This is a genomic window from Rhodococcus sp. YH3-3 (assembly GCF_001653035.1).
Classification (GTDB): Bacteria; Actinomycetota; Actinomycetes; order Mycobacteriales; family Mycobacteriaceae; genus Rhodococcus_F; species Rhodococcus_F qingshengii.
Genome location: NZ_BCWH01000002.1, coordinates 2,555,624 through 2,573,186 on the forward strand (window position 1 = coordinate 2,555,624; position 17,563 = coordinate 2,573,186).

The window sequence follows — 17,563 nt, forward strand, 5'->3', positions numbered from 1 at the left end:
GGCTGCTCGGACCATCATCGGCGCGCTCTTCGGCCTGAGCTGACACGTCGCAGCGACCTTCCCCCGCGGTGAAGAAAGTCCCTGTTCTCCGACAAGGAGGACAGGGACTTTCGTGCAGCCTGCCGGTGAGCGTTTGCGTGGCGGTGAGTGAGTGACCTACCGGCCGTTCTGTTGATACGCGATCGCTGTCAGCAATCCGACTTCGTCGTTCACGTCTGCGGTGCTGCTGAGCCCGATCTTGTGGGTCGACTGCCCGGGAGCTTTGGCCGGGACAAGAAGTTCGGATTCGGGGGCCTCGACAAAACGTAGTCCGAGGTCGACTCGGGCCTTGGTGGCCGCTGTGATGGCGGCGAATTGGCGAGCGCGAACGAAGGGCGTGTAGGTTCCGCGGCCTTCGACCCGAACATCGGTTCCGAGTTCGTCGATCAGACGTCGGGCTGCATCGAAGATCGGCCGCAGTGCCGCCTTCGGGCCGCTGTACTGCTGGTCGATGTATTGCTCGACGGTCGGCTCCACCCATCCGGACTGTTCGGCAGTCTCGAATGCAATTGCCCACTGCGAATTCTGCGGCACACCGTGCTCTGCTTTCAGCCACTTGCGCACTTCGTTCTGATCGAGCGGGTCGACCCCGGACGTCCGTACGGCCTCAACCCATTCTTCGAGGGTGCGCCCGGTACGGTCGCGCATGGACGAGGTGACTGCGGCCATCATGTCGGAGGGTTCCATGTGTCTGTTCTACCGGTTGTCACTGGTCTTCCGGTTGTCACTGGTCTTCCGGTTGTCGCTGCTCTCTCGGTTCTCACGGTGCACGGGTAGCTCGCTCAGTCGATGCCGAGCATCGTCTTGAACGCGCGCACGCCGGTCACTTCGACGGGATACGGCGGTGCGACAAAATCTTCGCGGCTGAGGGTGAAGAGACGACGCACGGTCATGCGACCGTCGGCAGCCAACTCCTCTACTGTGCCGTCTGCGAGGTACCCGACTTTGGTGGACACCGTGATCGAGGCGGGGTTGTCCGTGAATGCCGATGACACCACGCTTCGTGCACCCAAAGAGTCGAATGCGAATGCGCAGATTGCCTGTCGGGCGAGAGTGCCGACACCCCGGCCTTGGAACCCGCGTCCGATCCACGAGCCGGTTTCACCGGTACGACTGGTAGGAAAGTCCGTCGCGGCGAACGCCTGGCAGCCGACGATTTCTCCGTCGACGACAATGGCTGTTTCGAATTTCCAGTCGGTCATGGTCATCGCTCCGCGGACCGACCAGTGGTATTGGATGAATCTTCGCGACACTTCGTCGGGAGTGCCCACCGTCCAGGGGACGAGAAACGGCATCTGTTCGGCAGGGTGAATGCCGGCTCGGACCAGCGCAGTGAGTTCGGGGAAATGATCGTCGCGCACAGGGAGCAAGGTGATGGGCCCACACGTGATCGTGACTCCGTACGGAGGCCAGATCTCTCGCAGTGGGTCAACCATCGTCTTCAGACCTTCGTTTCGTGTGCGAATCGGGTCACAGTCTGGCATGCCAGGCACGTCCGAGTGAGCGACTTCTGGTCATCGGGATTCTTTTGCCCTCGCGGTACGGAGTCGTGACATTAGTGTGTGGACGGTGACTACAGACAAACCGGTACGTCTTCGTGAAGGTAGATCGCCTGACAGGCTTTCGCGTGGTGTGGTGGCCGGATACGCAGCGGGAAGTGTCGGTACGGGTGGATTCGGTGTTCTGCCAGGTCTGGTACTGGCGTACTACCTGACCGACACGCTCGGCGTTGCCGCGGCGCTCGCGTCGCTTGTGGTCATTGTCCCGAAAATCGCCGACGTCCTGATCGATCCGCTGATCGGGTCGATCAGCGACCGAAGCTCTCATCGAACCGGTACGCGAGTGCCACTCATGCTCGCAGGCGCTCTGGGACTGCCGTTGCTCTTCATTCTCACGTTCTCGGCCCCGGTGTCGGCCGGCCCCGGAGTCGGGGCGATGTGGGTGCTCGTCTTCTTCCTGCTCGCGGCGAGTGCCTACAGCCTCTTTCAGGTGCCGTACATCGCGTTGCCGACCGAGTTGACCGGCGATTACCACGAGCGCACCCGGTTGGTATCGGTTCGAATTGCGGTGTTGGCCCTGACAATTCTGGTCATCGGCGCCGGCGGACCCGAGCTACGCGACGCTGCCGGGGGCGGAGCACGCGGTTATCTGGTCATGGCGATCGGGGTGTCGGCGCTGATGTGCGGGGCAATGATCTGGGCAGTTCGCGGAGCCGCGCGCCACACGGTGACTCACGCGGACGCGCCGGTCGGCTCGTTGCTCTCGCAGTACCGGGACGGGTTCGACGCGATACGACGTACCCGCGCGTTCCGATTGCTGGTCATCGTCTTTGTGCTCCAAGCTCTTGCCACCGCTGTGATGTTGGCGGGTGCGCAATATCTAGCGACCTATGTGATGGGCAACGAAGGTGCGCTCACCGGTCTGTTCGTTGCACTCGTCGGACCAGCTCTCGTCGTCATGCCGCTGTGGTACCGGTTCTCGCATCGGTACGGAAAGCTTCGCGGTTACGTGGTGTCTTCGGTTCTGTTCGTCGTCGCCACGGCGTTGTTGACGCTTGCGGCTGTCGACGCGGGTTCGTGGATCTACGGTGCCGTCGCGCTTGCCGGCGTCGGCTACGCCGGCATGCAGGTGTTCCCGCTGGCGATGCTTCCGGACGTCATCGAGGACGACGCGCGAATCGGTGGGCGCCAACGCGGTGGTTCGCTCAGTGGTATCTGGACCGCCGCGGAAACCGCAGGCCTTGCCCTGGGACCCGCGGTGTTCTTGGGTGTACTCGCGGTGACCGGCTTCGTTTCGAAAACTGCGGGCGAGACTGTCGTGCAACCGGAATCGGCGCTGACCGGAATTGCCCTCGGCTTCTCGGTCGTGCCGGCGATCCTGGTTGCGATCAGCCTGGTCGTATTGCGGAATTACCGCACCGAACAAGAATCCACTCACGAGAACGAAAGGTGAACGATGAGTTCCACTCGGGCCGAGGAACTTCAGGGCAAGATCGTCGAGAGCGCAAACCTCGAGAAGAGGGCGGCCGACATCTTGAGTCGGTTGCGTTCGCTTCGCGAGCAGGACGCTCCGACGCACGGAGGCCGGGTTCTGTCGTACGTGTACGACAGCGGCCTCGCAGCGCTCGACGAGTTGGCAGCGGACGCAGCTCGATTGGTTCAGCCGGTCAACGGTCTCGACCCGACGGTGTTCCCGTCCACCGCGGTGATGGAGCGTGAGTTGGTTGCGTTCGCACGCGAGTTCCTCCATGGAGCTTCAGACCCAGCCTCAGATACAGACGCCGGAGGCGTAGTCGTCGGCAATGTCACCAGCGGCGGAACGGAGAGTTGTGTGTTGGCCGTCAAGGCAGCTCGCGACTTCCGTGGGCTCCCGCCGGGTGAGGGTTCGCTGGTTCTTCCGACCACCGCGCATGCCGCTTTCCACAAGGCAGCTCACCTGCTCGGACTGGAACTGATCCTGGTACCAGTAGATCCCACGTCGGGGCGCGTCGGCGCACAAGATATTGCGACGGCAGTTCGGAAAGACACGGTCTTGATCGTCGTCTCCGCGCCCAGCTACCCGTTCGCGGCGCTCGACCCGATCGCCGATGTCGCGGAAGTTGCTCGTGCACATTCGATTCCACTGCATGTCGACGCCTGCATCGGTGGGCTTGCGTTGCCGTGGTGGGGTGATCTGCCACCCTGGGATTTCCGGGTGCCCGGGGTCACTAGCATGTCCGTCGACTTCCACAAGTACGGATACTCGCCCAAAGGCGTTTCGGTCCTGCTGCACCGAGGGCGAGATCTGCATCGCAAGCAGTATTTCGGACTCACGGACTGGCCGGGGTACCCGGTGGTCAATCCCACGCTTCTCGGTTCCAAATCCGTTGCTGCTCTTGCCGGTGCTTGGGCGATTTCGCAAGTCCTCGGGCAATCCGGGTACGCCGAATTGGTGTCCCGGGCGCAGCGGGCCACTCGTGCACTGATCGGCACGGTCGAGGCAATCGAGGGTCTTCGCGTCGTGGGCTCGCCGGTGGGACCACTGTTCGCGGTCGCTACCGACGATTCCGTGCCGCTCGAACGGCGAGTGGATCCGCATCGCTGGGTGAGCGCTGTCGGTGCTCGCGGCTTCGTCCTTCAAGGGCAGCCGGCGTCGACGCAACCTGACGGGACGACGTTGCCTCGAACAACCCACCTCACCGTCACCCCGGTGACGGAATCTGTGCTCGGCGAGTTGACCAGCGCACTCGTCCTCGGTGCCGACGACGTTCGCGGCTCGGCGGCAGCCGAGGCGCCGCCGGCCCTGGCAGAGTTGGCCGGAGCATTCGAACGTGGCGATGTCACCGTCGCCGATGTTCTTGCGTTGCCCAGTGACGCCGTCGCGGCAGCGTTGACGTCGGCGGGGCTGGATCCTCGGGGCTCTTCCGATTCTCCCTTGGACATGGCGGCCGTCCTCGCGGCAGTGGAATCGCTGCCACGTGAGGTCACGAAGAGACTGCTGGTGGAATTCCTCGCCGGAATGGTGGAGCCCTGAACTCGGCGATGAATACCGAAACCGCGATGAACACTGTCCAAAACTCGGACAAATGGCGCGAAAGATTCGCGAATCGGGCGTAAGTTTTCTGTCATCGGCTAACCATCTTTTGTCGGAGGGTTGATCAGTGACTGGTGCCGCGGCCAAGATTTTGACGGTGTTCGAGGAAGTGATCGGGGTTCCGCTTCCGGTTCGCGTGCGATGTTGGGACGGTTCGGAGGCAGGGCCACCGGACGCCGCTGCGCAGGTTCACTTCCGGAATCGGCGTGCCCTACGGCGGGTCCTCTACTCTCCCAACGAATTAGGGCTGGCGAGGGCGTACGTTTCCGGCGATCTGGACGTAGACGGCGATATCTTCGCGCTCCTCGACGTTCCGGAACTGGTCACGCGGCTCGGTGAGAATCGTTTGTCGACGTTGCCGCTGCGCTCGATTGTTCGCGCCGCCGGTACTTTCGCCGGCTTGGGAGCGGTGGGTCCACCACCGTCACCCCCGGCGATCGAGATGCGTAGTAAGCGAGGCAAGCGGCACAGTAGATCACGCGATTCGGCGACTGTCTCCCATCACTACGACGTCGGGAATCGCTTCTACGAACTGTTCCTCGGGCCGAGCATGGTTTATTCGTGCGGATACTGGCCGGAAGGTGTCGAATCCCTCGAAGCTGCTCAGTACGCGAAGCTGGACTTGATTTGCCGCAAGCTCGATCTGAAGCCGGGAATGCGACTGCTCGACGTCGGCTGCGGTTGGGGATCGATGGCATTACACGCCGCCCAGAACTACGGCGTCGACGTCGTCGGAGTCTCGCTGAGCAACGAGCAGGTCGAATACGCCAAGGGGCGAGTTGCCGACGCGGGTTTGACCGATCGCATCGAGATTCGGGTGCAGGACTACCGCGACGTCGACGACGGCCCTTACGACGCGATTTCGAGCATCGGCATGTCCGAGCACGTGGGCCTGGTCAATTTGCCGGTGTACACGGCAAAACTCTACGACCTGCTCGTGCCGTGGGGTCGTCTGCTCAATCATGCCATCGCCGCGGTGAAGTTGTTGTCGGACAACGTCGATGACGGTCCCAGCTTCATCGACAGGTACATCTTCCCGGACGGTGAGATCCTTCCGTTGAGTAAAACCATTGATGCGCTGGAACTTTCGGGTTTCGAGACGCGTGACAGCGAAGCGTTGCGCGAGCATTACGCACTGACACTGCGCGCATGGGTGCAGAACCTCCGCGAGAACTGGGACGCATCGGTCTTACAGGTCGGTGCTCCCCGGGTGCGTACCTGGTTGCTGTATCTCGCTGCCAGTGCCCTGGGTTTCGAGGAGCCGCACAGGCTTACGATTCATCAGGTTCTGGCCGTGAAACCAGGGGATCGGGGGGCCAGCGGCATGGCCCGCTCGCGTGACAGTTGGTATCGATCGATTGAAGTCCCGCAGATCGAAACCGGTCCGCGCGTCGACTGAGGCCTATACGTTGGATTTCCATGAGCACCCGGAAGGTTGTCCTCGCGGCACTGAAGGTTTCGGCCGTTGCGGTATCGGCGCTGTTGCCGACCTCGCTGCTGTTCACACCGATGTCGAACGCCGAACCTGTGAACGATTTCTACGATGCGATTCCGGGCGACGTCGGTGATCCGGGTTCGGTGATTCGGACGGAACCGCTGGCTCTGGCCGGTGCCGTCGGCGGAGTGCCTGGTGTGGGGACCCGGATCCTGTATTCGAGTACCGACGCCCACGGATCCAAGGTTGCTGTGTCGGGCTCGTACCTGGAGCCGGCTGCCCCGTGGTCAGGAGCGGGCCCCCGCCCGACGGTGGTGATCGGTCCGGGTACGCAGGGCCAAGGTGATCAGTGCGCGCCGTCGAGGATGTTTCCCACTGCCGGTCAGCTCCGCCTGGCGGAACCCGGGAATCCGTCGAACTACGGTGCCGGTGTGGACAGTGTCGGTGTCAACTACGAGTCAGCTTTTGCTTTCGCTTTCCTCGCCCAGGGCGTTCGTGTATTCGTCACCGACTACATCGGACTCGGAACACCCGGCGTCCATACCTACGTCAATCGCGCCGAGGAAGCCCATGCGATGTTGGACGGTGCACGCGCTGCCCGAGCCCTCGCGCAGGCAGGAGAGGACGATCCGATAGCGCTGTGGGGCCATTCGCAGGGCGGCGGCGCCACTGCCGCTGCAACCGAACTGGCACCCGAATACGCGCCTGAGTTGAATCTGGTCGGGAGTTACGCGAGCGCGCCCCCGGCAGACCTGGCAAGCGTTCTGCGTCATATCGACGGTACCGGCCTGATGGCCGCGATCGGTTACACGATCAACGGCGTCCTCGACCGCTATCCCGCCGCCCGAGAGCCGATCGAATCTCGACTCAACGACTACGGCCGGTCCGTGCTCGCCGACGTCGCCGGGCAATGCCTCATCGATTCCCGAACCAAGTACGGGAAGCAGTCGACGGCGTCGTGGACCACAGACGGACGACCACTCGCCGACGTGGTGGAATCGGTACCGGAGATCCAACAGGTGATCGAGGAACAACGCATCGGGTGGCGAACCCCGGCCTCGCCGATTCTGGTCAACGGAGCGCTCAACGACGATTTCATCCCGTACGAGCAAACCCGGCGCCTGGTTCAGGACTGGTGCGCGCGCGGGGCCGAGGCGACGTTGTTCACCGACACCTTGCCTGCGGTGAATCCGGGGAGCGGCAACAACCACCTCGCGCCGGCCGTAGCGGATTTCGGCGTCGGATTGCAGTACGTGCTGGACAGATTCAACGGCAAGCCGATAGTCGGTGCGTGCAACGCCTGAGTCGCCGTGTCACGTAACCACCGTCTCACTTCTAACAGTGGTTGACTGAGCCCGTGAACGATCGACCGCACGACCTTCCGATCAACCCGGTTCCACGGAGCGCCCTGGGTGCCGGGCCGGCGCTGAGAGTGTCGACGGGTCTGCTGCTCGGTGTGGCCGCCGGTGTCGTCACGGCGTTGGTCGGCTATCCCCGATTCGCGTTTCTGATCGGCTGGGATGTGGCGGCGATGGTGTTCACGGTGTGGACGTGGATTCTGGTCTGGCCCTTCGACGCGACGCTCACCGCAAGCCACGCAACGCGCGAAGAGCCGGCCCGAAACGTCGCGCACCTGCTGATTCTCGGTGCCGCCGTCGCGAGCCTGGTCGGTATCGCGTTCCTGCTCCTGGCGGCACCCGACGGACATCACTACCAAGTAGTGGCGGCATCGGTTGCAGTCGGCAGCGTCGTGATCTCGTGGCTGGCGGTCCACACGCTCTTCGCCCTCGGATATGCACGGCTGTACTACTCCGGCCCCGACGGCGGAATCGATTTCAATCAGGAAGAACCGCCGAGGTACAGCGATTTCGCCTACGTGGCGTACACGGTCGGGATGAGCTTCGCGATTTCCGACACCAACTTGAAGTCGTCGGACATGCGCGCGATGGCACTCGGCCACGCATTGCTGTCGTACCTGTTCGGTTCGGTGATCGTGGCGTCCGTCGTCAACTTGATTGCGGGCCTGTGATCTCTCGAGCCGTGTGACCGATCAAGCCGCTGCACGCCCGATGCTCGAGAGGAAGCCGGCGGCTCCGAAGAACAGACCGGCGAACACTCGATTGGTGGTTCGCTGCTGTTTGGGGGAGCGCATCAAGGTGAGCACCCGGGCGGCCAGGCCGGTGTATCCGGTCATCACGATCACGTCGACTGCGCACATCGTGGCGGCGATGATCAGATACTGCGGCAGCAGCGGCGCCGACGGGTCCAGGAACTGCGGGAGCACTGCGAGCATGAAAACGACGGCCTTCGGATTGCTCGCGTTCACGAGAAATCCGCGAAGCATCATCATCGGACCGGAGCTGCTCGCGGCTGCCTCGTCGGTCTCCACCTCGGTGGGCGCCGATCGCCACTGCCTGATCCCCAGGTAGACGAGGTATGCGACACCGAACCACTTGATCAAGGAAAAGGCCACGGTCGAACTGGCGAGAATTGCACCGACCCCCGCCGCGACAATTCCGATCTGCAGCAACAATCCCAACTGCAGCCCGAAGATGTTCCAGTATCCGCGTCGCAAGCCGTAGGCAAGTCCCGACGACATCGACGCAATGGCGCCGGCCCCCGGCGACAGGCTGATCACCCAACTTGCTCCGAAGAACGCCAACCAGACGTGCCAACTCATGTCGAAAGTCCTTTGATCGGGAAATACTCCCGACAACGAGCACGCACGGGATCAGAAAAGTCTAGACGGACAGTCCTGCTCACTGCTCGCGACAGTGCAATGATCGGGAGATGACGTCGTATCCCGTACTGGACCTGACACCCGACGAATTGCTGACCACAACGCGGACCGTTCGAAAGCGTCTGGATCTGACCCGTCCCGTGCCGTTGGACCTGGTGAAGGAATGCCTCCAGATCGCCCTGCAAGCGCCCTCCGGTTCGAATCGCCAGGGCTGGCAGTGGATGGTGGTGACCGATCCGGCACTGCGTGCAGCAGTCGGGCAGATCTACAAGGAAGTCACCGACGAGTACCTTGCCTCTCACGGTTCGGCGGCAAAACTCTTCGCCGATGATCCCGATCGCGCGCCGATTCAACAACGCGTGGGCACCAGCGTCGCGTGGCTCGGTGAGCACATGGGTGAGGTGCCGGTCCTTCTCATTCCGTGTATCAAGGCGGGCAAGACGCTGCCGGAGGGGAACCAAGCCGGCCTGTGGGGTTCGCTACTCCCGGCTGCGTGGAGTTACGCGCTGGCCGCGCGGGCACGTGGGCTCGGTACGGCGTGGACGACATTGCATTTGCAGCGTGAAGCGGAAGTTGCCGAGCTGCTGGGCATTCCGGCCGGATTCCATCAGGCTGCGCTCATCCCGACGGCGTACTTCACCGGCGAGACGTTCAAACCCGCCGCCCGTGAACCGGTCGACAACGTGCTGCACGTGGACCGATGGTGAGCCTGATCTACTCGGCGATCTGCTCGATCGACGGGTATGTGGCCGATGAGCAGGGGAACTTCGACTGGGCGGTTCCCGACGCGCAGGTCCACGCGTTCGTCAACGAGCTAGAGAGGGGAGTCGGCACGTACCTGCTCGGGCGCCGGATGTACGAGACGATGATTCCCTGGGAAACAATGGCGTCCGAGGATCTCGAGCGTTCTTCGGTGGCAGGAGGACCTTCGGCTCCGGGCGAGTTTGCCGGTATCGAGGCGGCGACCGCCGAGTTCGCTCAGATCTGGCGTGGAATCGACAAGATCGTGTACTCCACGACGCTGAACGAGGTGTCGACCGCACGTACCAGGATTGTCCCGAGCTTCGATGAAGACTTCATCCGTTTGCTCGAGAGTGAAGCGGTACAAGATATCTCGATCGGTGGACCGACGGTTGCGGTTAGTGCTTTCGCGGCGGGTTTGGTCGATGAAGTCAGACTGTTCCTGTGTCCGGTCAATATCGGTGGCGGATTGCGAGCTCTCCCGGAAAGCCGGCTTGATCTGCAACTGCTCGAGGAGAAAACCTTCGACGGCGGCGTCATCTATCTGCGATACGCCGTTCGCTAAGCAATCACCATCACTGCCGTGACGACGCCGAGTAGAGCGATGTAGGCGGCGGCATGGACTCGGTCCGGTATGGCACCGACGATTCGTCGGCTCAGCGCGATCGCCGGTAGGGAACCGGCGAGTAGTGCACAGACGGCCAGAAGGTCGACAGCGCCGACTCTGCCCGCCGACAGATCCGAGGCTGAACTGTGCCCTGATGAGACCGCATACACCGCCGTCGCGACGACGGCGACAGGCAAGCTCAACGGGTTGGCGCTCGCGGCGGCGTCGGCCATCGGAACTCCGCCGCGTCGCATCATCGGAACCGTCATGACGCTCCCGCCGACTCCGAGGAAACTTGCGACGGCACCGATGCCTATCCCGACAGCGCGGACGCCGTGACGGTCAAGATGTTCGCGAGGTTCAGATGGTGTCAGAAACCCTTGTCGCAGAAGACTGTCCAGGATTGTCACCAGCAGGTAGAGCACAAACAGAATCCGGACGACGCCGTCGTCTACGTGGCCCGCCGCAACCGCTCCGAGCCCGGCTCCGAGTGCGACGGGACCGATCAGAGGTCTGATGTACTCCGTCCGTAGCCGTCCTGACTTCCTGAATGCGACTGTGGCACCGAGTGAATTGACCACCATCACGGCCGCCGAGGATGCTACGGCGACATGCATCGGATCGATGACGTCCGGCCGCAGCGTCGATGCAGCGTAAACGACTGGGACAGTGACGAACCCGCCACCGAATCCGAAAAGAACGGTGGTGACTCCGGTCAAGGCGCCGAAAGCGAGCAGGATGAGGGAGTAGTGAAGCACTTGATGAACGTTAGCGATTTCTCCGTTGGCGCACATTCGAAGGTTCGCCACGTTCCATTGTGAATCGGACACAGACTCGGTAGGTTCCTCCGGTGCGCAACATCTCGATCAACGACGTCGATCACTCACCCCGCGGTGTTCTCGCAATCGGAACCGACTACCCACCCGGTCACGTGCTGGCCGCCCACGAACATCGACGAGCCCAGTTTCTCTTCGCTGTGAACGGTGCGATGAACGTCGAAACCGAAGACGGTGAGTGGACGGTTCTGCCGTCCAATGCGGTCATGATTCCCGCCGGTGTCGCTCATGCCGTGACAATGGACGGCGTCAGCACGCGAAGCCTCTACATCGAACCGTCCGCAGCGCCGTGGTTCCCGGTCAGGTGCCGAGTCGTCGCAGTATCGTCGCTCCTGCGTGAGTTACTTGTCGCTGCAGTCGACATGGATGTCGAGCTGAATGTGGAGGACGACTTACCCGCACACGGACGCAGCGCCGCGGTATTTCAGCTGATCCTGCACGAACTTCGCGATCTTGCGCCCCTACCTGTGGAACTCCCGCTGCCTCGGCACCCGGGATTGCGGGCGTTGTGCGCGCAGTATCTCGCAGCCCCGTCGATCCATGACTCGCCCACGCGGTGGGCTGACCGACTCCACGTCAGTGAACGGACACTGCACCGCTTGCTGATCTCGGAAACGGGGATGAGCGCGTCGTCGTGGATGCAGCGTGCCTGCATTCTTCACGCGCTTCCGAAACTTTCTGCCGGGGCCAGTGTGACGGCCGTTGCGTCTGAACTCGGATACTCGACGCCGGCTGCCTTCGCGGCGATGTGCACCCGAGTCTCGGGTGCACCGCCCAGTAGCTATCGGGCGCGCGTCACGACACAGACACCGGGATGATGTCGGCGACGACGTCGTGGATGAGACCGTCACGGACTTCGAAGGTTTCACGAATCTCCACGGTCATGAGGCGAGTGCCGCCGATTCCCGCGTCCAGCAGGTAGGTGGTCGAGACGATGTCCCCGGCCTCTGACATCTCGAGGTCTCGGACGCCCTGGATAACGCGGTATTGGATGCCGTGTTCGAGGTCGGCGGACATCTGTGGTCCGGAGAACCCCGTCTTGAGTCCGGCTTCGACGCGGGTCGCATCCGGGGCGAAATGAACATCGGAGACGTCATGGGAGACGAGGGCGTCGATGTAGGCGCGTGCTTGCGCCTCGCGGGGTGAATCGGCCGGGTTCGGGGCTGCCGTCGCAGCGCCTCCGGCAACCAGGATCAGGACAGCGGTGGCAGCGGCAGTTCCGGCGATATTTCGCAGTGTTCGCATGGGACATCCTAACGACGAGGAGTGGAGGAATTTCGGAAAACGGCCCTCATCGAGTAGCCGTACAGCTGCGGGGAGGATCGACGAGCGAGCAGAAAGCCGGGGCCATGACGGGCACGTAGTCGGCCCCGACGCCGTTCTCGTGAATGATCCGGCGGTAGGCGTCGACGCCGTCGGTCGGGATTCGCGCCGCAGTGGGATCGCCGAGAACATCGACCGTGTAGAGGCCGAATCGAGGTCGGTACGAACCCCATTCGTAGTTGTCGGTGATGGACCAGTAGTTGTAGCCGATCACGTCGGCACCGTCTTCTCGGGCGCGTTCCATCCAATAGATGTGATCGCGTAAGTGATTCGCGCGTGTGTATCCGTCGGCGCGCGGCGCTCCGTTGTCGGTGGGCATGCCGTTCTCGACGATGTAGAGGGGGAGTTCCGGATACTTGCCCGAGTACCGCATCAATGCGTCGTACAGGCCTTCGGGCTGCGGCGTGACGTTGTAGAACTCGTCGAGCGCGGCGTACGCGGCAGTCGGATTGTTCAGGGCCACACCGTAGTAGTAGTCGATGCCGAGAAAGTCGAGCTTGTCGCGCACTCGATCCGTGAACACCGAATCGATCGCCTCGGACACGCCGGGAATGAAGGAGAAATTACTGCTTACGCGGGCACCGGGATCGAGAACATGGATGCGGTCGTAGATCGCCCGGTGGACTCGGACCAATGAGTCGAACATCGACGGCGCCTGGGTGAGTGCGATTCCGCCGTAGGTCAATTCGCGCTGAACGTACACAGTCGGCTCGTTGATCGTGATCCAGAGCGCCCCGATTCCGGAGTACCGCTCGACTACCTTCTCTGCGTTGACCAGCCAATCGGCTTCCGTCTTCGGATTTGTCCAGCCGCCTTGATCGACAACCCATCCCGGATACACCCAGTGGTCGAGTGTGATCATCGGAGTCATGCCCCGCGCGCGGATGTGAGCTACCACGTCGTCGTAGTAGGCGAATTCGGTCTCGTTCCAGCTCCCGGCGGCGGGCTGAACTCGCGCCCACTCGACGCCGAATCGGAAAACCTTCGATCCCAGATCGGCCGCCCGGTCGATGTCCTCGGCGTAGCGATGACGGAAGTCGACCGAGTCACCGATCTTGTCGTGGGTTCGTCCGGAATCGGAGTATCGAGACCAGTTGCTGTCCGGCGACGAACCTTCCGATTGGAACCCGGAGGTGGCAACGCCCCAGAGGAAGTCATCCGGTACCTCAGCCGAGGCGTGAGCGGGAAGGGCCAGCACCCCGAACAGGCACGTCAGTGCCATCAGCGCAGGCGCAATAGACCGTGACAGGGCTCCCATGCCTGGGAGACTAAGTCATACAAGTGTCCAGTCGCAGGCGTTTCGTCCGATCCGCCCGCGGCAGGACCGTGTCACTCAGTGACCCAGCCGCTCAGAAATTCCGCTCAGAAAACCATGGTCATCGATCCCGGGTTCCACGTCCCGGAGCGCTGAACGGTCGTTTCGTCGACCTGGGCAGGTACTGCACTCGGATCGATCGGTGTGTACTTCTCGATCGAACCCCAGTCGCGAGCCCAGTCGTTGTCGAGATACGACGGAATGGTCTGAGCGGTCAGGAGCAGATCGATCCACCCCAACGGTCCACCACCGTAGTGGTCCTGCCAGGCACTGGTCACGAGCGCGCCGGAATGGTCGGGAAGGATCCGATACTCGGGGACCTCGGCGACACCGACCCGATGATCGAAGGGGCGTTGGCATGGGAATGCCAGTCCGACAGCCCAATCCAGCATGACGGGCGCCTGTGAACCGACGACGTCGTTGAGCTTCTGGGTCTTCGGAACCCGCGGCGGGGTGACGGCCACCCATTGGTCGGGCTTGCTGTCGTAGTCGCTGACGACCAGTCGAATGCTGTTGGCTTCGACGGGAATCTGATCCAACGGCACACGCAGGTTCCGCCATGACGGCGCCGGGCCGATGTCGAGGGGCGCGATCTTTCCGAGTGTTTCGACAGCGTCTGTTTCGGCATCGTCGACGCCACGCGCTGTGCCGTACTCGACCTCGACGTTCTGGCCGTAGGTGACGATTCCGTCCTTGTCGACGGACCGAACACGACCAGCCGCGGCAATCGAGATGATGTCGCCACGCGTGGCGTTCTCGCCCACGTCGGGGAGTTGGTACCAGTCACTGGTCAGAGTGCCGGGGGAGGGCTGACCGTAACTACCCATGACGGGTGTTGTCGCCGGGTCGAGACCGAACGGCAACGCGACCGAACTGCCGTTGACTCCGGTCTGTCCGGCGCCACCGCCGGTTCCGGCCGAGTTGCCGGCGGTGTCCTCGGAGGTGTCGACGGTGTTCGCGCCGCCGGTAGCCGTGGCTTCCTTGTCTGCTCGAAGGTCGGAGGCGACGCCATTCGGATCGAATCCCGTAGCCCCACCGGCGGACAGTCCTGTGGCGACGCTGCCCGAGAGGGGCGTCAGCATCGAGGCGTTCGGATCGGTCTCGAGCAGAACGTCGTTGGCGAGACCGCAATGTTGGCCGAGAACGGCGTCGACGTTTGCACGGCCCACCGAATAGGCCGGGTACTGGGTGACCGCGCCCTTGGCCATGGACAGCACCTCGAAGAGGACCATGGCACCTGCGGCAACCGTCAGTGGCGAGATGGCAAGCAGTCGAGCGTGCTTCGCGGACGGTTCCTTCCCCGCGGTGTACGGCTCACGGAAGAAGTACCACGCGGCGACGCCGAGCATCAGCACCGTCAGCCCGAGGAGGACGGTGCTCGCGCCGAGTCCGCTGATGGACACAGGCTTGTCCCACCACGGAACGCTGTAGCTGGACACGTAGTAGTAGCTGTTGCTGCCGGTGAATGCCACCGCGAGGAGGAACAGGACGGCCGCCGCGAAGAGGGCCCGATTGCGCGGCGAGCGCAGGAGTTTTGTTCCCACGGCGACGGCCGTCATCATCGCCAGAACGGCGGTGAGTCCGGCAAAGATTCCGAAGTGGTGCGTCCACTTGGTCGGCGAGAACATCAGCAGTGGCAGTGCGCCGATCGTCAGCCCCACGACGCGGCGTGACGGGCCGGCGGCCAAACCGGGAATCCGGCCCCCTTTGCGCAGCATCATCGCGGTGCAGACGCCAAGGCACAGAACCATGACGAACACACCGAATCTGCGAGTCAGGGAACCGTCGACGGAGATGTTGAAGAGGTACTGATAGCGGAGGTACTCGTCGAACCAGGGCTGATTCGGTGAGATCGAGTGGACGCGTTGCATCTCGATGACGGCGGCCAGACTTTGATCGCCGAACGCGGGGATGAGAATCGAGAGTCCGGCAGCTAGCAGTGGCCCGACAGCCGCGACGTAACCGGTGGTGCGCGCACGTTCGATGATGATGCGCATGATCGGGCGTATTCCGGCGATGAGTGCGGCAAAGCAGATGAGGCCGGAAGGGCCGGCAGTCAAGGTGAATCCGGCGATCAGGATCGCGACTGCGACCGGCAGAAGTCGTCTCGTCGCGACGGCGCGTTCGATCGAGCACCAGGTCAGCAGCACGCCGAGGGCAACGATCGGTTCGGGGCGCAGTCCGTTGTTGAACGGAAGCCAGAATGCGAGGAAGACAAGCGCGCCGGTCCAGAGGGCGAGTCGATTTCCGCGAATGGCGGCGCCCAGCCGAGGCGCAACCTCCCGGCTGATGACGAGCCAGGTGATGATGCCTGCCAACAGAGCAGGCAGACGGACCCAGGGGCTTGCGGTGCTGACGTGGGCCAGGAGTCCGAGGATGTTGTAATACGGCGTTCCGAACGGGGTTTCGGGGACCGCGAACCACCGGAAGTAGTTGGACATGTAGCCCGATTGCTCGGAGGCTCTTGCCATCGTGAACTGGTAGCCGTCGTCGGTGGTGGTAGCGCCGATGAAGTGCCACAGCACCAGCGTTCCGACGACGACGCCGTCGAGGACGGTGAACTTCCACCATCGGGCGGGCAGAAATTTGCGTGTGCCCCGGCCGTCGCGGTTGTCGAGGCGGTGCAGCGCGAAGAGGGACACGACAGCCGTGAGTGCCCCGAGAATCATGGCGAGAGTCTTGATCACCGACGGGCTCGACGTGAAGCGAGAGTCCGCCTCGATCGAGACGTTCAAACCGGCTGCCGCCGAATCGAGGTCGCTGAAGACGCCGACTACCTGTGGCCGGCTGTCGCCCTCGATGACGCGCGGTTCGGAACCGGTGGCACTGAAGGTGGTTCGGGTCGGCTCGGCGGCGAGCGTGAGTGCGCATCCACTCGGCAGATCAGCGACGGGTGTCGAGAGCAACACTCGATCGCGTAGGACAACGTCGACCCGAGCGGGAGCGTCGGAGGATTCGGGGGAGACAGTGGCAACAAATCCGTAGCGGCGCGCATCGGGGGCACCCGGAGGTGCAGTCGAGACGAGTGTTCCGCCGGTGGCGGCCAACTCGCTGATCGACGCGCACGGAATCGATGCCTCCATGCGCAACGGTGTGTACGAGACCAATGGCGCCTCGACGCTTGTCGTCGACCCGGCCTGCGGCCAGTTGACGACGGCGGTGTCCTGCTCGATCGGCAGGAACGGCACTGATCCGCACAAAACTATGCCGAGGATCGATGCGACAATCGCAACGATCCGTGCTCGGGTCGGTCCGCTGGATCGCTGAGGGGTCGGCAAGGCCGGAGGTGCGGTCGTGGCCACGTCACTGTCTGTCACGACTTTGGACCCTAGCTGTGCGTGACGTGTTTGTTATAAAAGCGCGAGTAATGGGATGGTCGTGTTCCCGGTGTCATTCCTCGGGGTGGGGTTGTCGGCGATCGAGGCGGGGGGTGCTGTGCGCGAATTTCACGAGTCCATTCCCCTGAGCCCACTACTGCGGCGTTCGGCGGTCGCATTGTGCGTCGTCCTCGGAATTGTCCTGGTAATTGTCTGCGGGTTCGCGGCAATCGTGGATCGCGACTCGGCGGGCTACGTCGGCGCCGTGTTGTCCGCGGTCCTGTCCTTCGGGTTGGCCGCGTACATGTGGAAGGTGCGCGTGATCATCACCACAGACGTCGAACGAGTGTCGATCGCGCTGTCTCCGGGGCTGCGTCAGGTATTTAGGTGGGACGAAGTTGTGTCTGCCACTGCAGTACATATCGGGATGGGCTCCGGAATCGGTTATCGAATGACCGGCCCAGGTATGCGGGTAGTTCTCGCATCTCCCGGCGACGGGGTCCGCTTTCGTCTGCATGACGGCCGTGAAATCTCGGTGGCAACACATCGAAGGGACGAGCTGATCGAACTCGCCCGGCGGCGGGCGCCGGACCTGCAGTGAGCGTTGCAGGTGGACCGGTGAAAAACGGGGTGCGCCT

Annotated in this window: 16 protein-coding genes; 9 read left to right on the forward strand and 7 right to left on the reverse strand. The window is 62.9% G+C overall.

The window, feature by feature from the left end; translation table 11 throughout:
- Nucleotides 1–156: 156 nt before the first annotated feature.
- Together YH3_RS24885 and YH3_RS24890 are read right to left on the reverse strand one after the other, a co-directional pair.
- On the reverse strand, nucleotides 157–726 hold the full coding sequence (locus tag YH3_RS24885) for a DUF5655 domain-containing protein (RefSeq protein WP_064444171.1): 570 nt from the start codon (nucleotides 724–726) through the stop codon (nucleotides 157–159).
- Nucleotides 727–821: 95 nt separating this feature from the next.
- A complete protein-coding gene (locus YH3_RS24890; protein WP_193777187.1) occupies nucleotides 822–1,475 on the reverse strand; it encodes a GNAT family N-acetyltransferase in 654 nt (217 codons plus the stop codon).
- A 124-nt stretch (nucleotides 1,476–1,599) separates the two neighbouring features.
- On the opposite strand from YH3_RS24890, the gene YH3_RS24895 reads away from it, so the two are divergent.
- From YH3_RS24895 to YH3_RS24915, 5 genes are all read left to right on the forward strand, one after another.
- A complete protein-coding gene (locus tag YH3_RS24895; protein WP_180279626.1) occupies nucleotides 1,600–2,991 on the forward strand; it encodes an MFS transporter in 1,392 nt (463 codons plus the stop codon).
- 3 nt (nucleotides 2,992–2,994) lie between these two features.
- Nucleotides 2,995–4,551 carry an aminotransferase class V-fold PLP-dependent enzyme gene (locus YH3_RS24900; RefSeq protein WP_007732275.1) on the forward strand — a complete coding sequence of 519 codons (1,557 nt, stop codon included), beginning with the start codon at nucleotides 2,995–2,997 and terminating at the stop codon, nucleotides 4,549–4,551.
- 127 nt (nucleotides 4,552–4,678) lie between these two features.
- The gene (locus tag YH3_RS24905; RefSeq protein WP_064444173.1) at nucleotides 4,679–6,010 is read left to right on the forward strand and encodes a cyclopropane-fatty-acyl-phospholipid synthase family protein; all 1,332 of its coding nucleotides are present in this window, start codon (nucleotides 4,679–4,681) and stop codon (nucleotides 6,008–6,010) included.
- Nucleotides 6,011–6,030: 20 nt separating this feature from the next.
- Nucleotides 6,031–7,350 carry a lipase family protein gene (locus YH3_RS24910; protein WP_063316113.1) on the forward strand — a complete coding sequence of 440 codons (1,320 nt, stop codon included), beginning with the start codon at nucleotides 6,031–6,033 and terminating at the stop codon, nucleotides 7,348–7,350.
- 53 nt (nucleotides 7,351–7,403) lie between these two features.
- On the forward strand, nucleotides 7,404–8,075 hold the full coding sequence (locus YH3_RS24915; RefSeq protein WP_030537075.1) for a DUF1345 domain-containing protein: 672 nt from the start codon (nucleotides 7,404–7,406) through the stop codon (nucleotides 8,073–8,075).
- 21 nt (nucleotides 8,076–8,096) lie between these two features.
- On the opposite strand, the gene YH3_RS24920 is transcribed toward YH3_RS24915, so the two are convergent.
- The gene (locus YH3_RS24920; protein ID WP_037130153.1) at nucleotides 8,097–8,726 is read right to left on the reverse strand and encodes a LysE family transporter; all 630 of its coding nucleotides are present in this window, start codon (nucleotides 8,724–8,726) and stop codon (nucleotides 8,097–8,099) included.
- Nucleotides 8,727–8,836: 110 nt separating this feature from the next.
- Between YH3_RS24920 and YH3_RS24925 the strand changes: the two genes are divergently transcribed.
- Nucleotides 8,837–9,493 (forward strand): nitroreductase family protein, encoded by a 657-nt coding sequence (locus YH3_RS24925; RefSeq protein WP_003942413.1) that lies wholly within the window; start codon nucleotides 8,837–8,839, stop codon nucleotides 9,491–9,493.
- The gene (locus YH3_RS24930) at nucleotides 9,487–10,092 is read left to right on the forward strand and encodes a dihydrofolate reductase family protein (RefSeq protein ID WP_030537073.1); all 606 of its coding nucleotides are present in this window, start codon (nucleotides 9,487–9,489) and stop codon (nucleotides 10,090–10,092) included. Before YH3_RS24925 ends, YH3_RS24930 begins: the two co-directional genes overlap by 7 nt.
- Here the strand turns inward: YH3_RS24930 and YH3_RS24935 are convergent.
- Complete coding sequence (locus YH3_RS24935) at nucleotides 10,089–10,892, reverse strand: sulfite exporter TauE/SafE family protein (RefSeq protein WP_223304506.1); 804 nt, start codon at nucleotides 10,890–10,892, stop codon at nucleotides 10,089–10,091. The two genes, YH3_RS24930 and YH3_RS24935, sit on opposite strands and share 4 nt — an antisense overlap.
- 92 nt (nucleotides 10,893–10,984) lie before the next feature.
- Between YH3_RS24935 and YH3_RS24940 the strand changes: the two genes are divergently transcribed.
- Nucleotides 10,985–11,788, forward strand: a complete 804-nt coding sequence (locus tag YH3_RS24940) for a helix-turn-helix domain-containing protein (RefSeq protein WP_064444174.1) — start codon at nucleotides 10,985–10,987, stop codon at nucleotides 11,786–11,788.
- On the opposite strand, the gene YH3_RS24945 is transcribed toward YH3_RS24940, so the two are convergent.
- From YH3_RS24945 to YH3_RS24955, 3 genes are all read right to left on the reverse strand, one after another.
- Nucleotides 11,766–12,215 (reverse strand): hypothetical protein, encoded by a 450-nt coding sequence (locus YH3_RS24945; RefSeq protein WP_064444175.1) that lies wholly within the window; start codon nucleotides 12,213–12,215, stop codon nucleotides 11,766–11,768. The two genes, YH3_RS24940 and YH3_RS24945, sit on opposite strands and share 23 nt — an antisense overlap.
- Before the next feature lie 46 nt (nucleotides 12,216–12,261).
- Nucleotides 12,262–13,515, reverse strand: a complete 1,254-nt coding sequence (locus YH3_RS24950; protein WP_082920640.1) for a glycoside hydrolase family 1 protein — start codon at nucleotides 13,513–13,515, stop codon at nucleotides 12,262–12,264.
- A 140-nt stretch (nucleotides 13,516–13,655) separates the two neighbouring features.
- On the reverse strand, nucleotides 13,656–16,910 hold the full coding sequence (locus YH3_RS24955; protein ID WP_064444177.1) for an arabinosyltransferase domain-containing protein: 3,255 nt from the start codon (nucleotides 16,908–16,910) through the stop codon (nucleotides 13,656–13,658).
- Between the two features lie 70 nt (nucleotides 16,911–16,980).
- Between YH3_RS24955 and YH3_RS24960 the strand changes: the two genes are divergently transcribed.
- The gene (locus YH3_RS24960; protein ID WP_064444178.1) at nucleotides 16,981–17,526 is read left to right on the forward strand and encodes a hypothetical protein; all 546 of its coding nucleotides are present in this window, start codon (nucleotides 16,981–16,983) and stop codon (nucleotides 17,524–17,526) included.
- Nucleotides 17,527–17,563 lie beyond the last annotated feature (37 nt).